The 796-nt window shown below is 49.0% G+C and carries 1 protein-coding gene; it reads left to right on the top strand.

Features of this window, described 5'->3' with window-relative positions; all coding sequences use genetic code 11:
- Window positions 1–41: 41 nt before the first annotated feature.
- A complete protein-coding gene (locus AC1RQI_RS16965) occupies window positions 42–623 on the top strand; it encodes a CbrC family protein (protein WP_481905792.1) in 582 nt (193 codons plus the stop codon).
- Window positions 624–796: the final 173 nt, after the last annotated feature.

The following is a 796-nucleotide window of genomic DNA, read 5'->3' as shown; positions in this document are numbered from 1 at the left end:
AGCGACTACGCTGGTGAAATGAATCAGTAGGAAGGCTGTGGGTGAACCCGGAAGCGAGTTTTTCTACAGTCTCGTTAACGGCCAAGGAGAAATCTGTGCAACTTCCAGAATTCAAATATCACCCTAATCCCATAGAAACAGGGTCAATAGAGGCTAGTGACGAAGTCTGCGAATGTTGTGGCCGAGCTACTGGTTACGTGTATACATCGATCCTTTACGCAGAAGAGGAAGTCGAGTTTATTTGCCCCTGGTGTATTGCCGATGGTTCTGCTGCCCGGAAATTTGAAGGCACGTTTTCCGATGACTACCCACTAAGCAAAGCTAGTGTGCCAAGTGAGATCATTTCAGAGGTTTGCGAAAGAACCCCCGGATACAATTCATGGCAACAGGAGGAGTGGCAGAGCCATTGCGGAGACGCCTGTGCATTTCATGGCAAGGCACCGAAGGCAGAGCTTGTGGCCCTAGAGGGCGAAAAATTGTCGGCCTTCCTTCTGAAGACTCAAATAAATCCAGAGTTCTGGGCACAAATTCTGGAAGGGTATCCGGATTCAGGTAACCCATTGATATTTAAATTCAAGTGTCTTCACTGTGAAGAACTGATCTATGCTTCGGACTTCATGTAAAAAGCCGTTAACAAATCGTTCAAGTACGTTCCGGCCTAGCGGCCTCCACCGGACCGGTTTTCCGGCGCGGTGCGCCTCCAAACCGGCCGCTTAACATCGGCGTTATGAGTCTGGATGGTAAATGGACAAGCGTTTGAAGCCCGTTTGGCTGTGGATAAAACAGTACAAGCATC

The sequence above is a fragment of the Salicola sp. AFF1 genome (genome assembly GCF_056783195.1).
The sequence above is the reverse complement of the archived record's forward strand: the minus strand, read 5'-3'. Positions and strand labels throughout refer to the sequence as shown.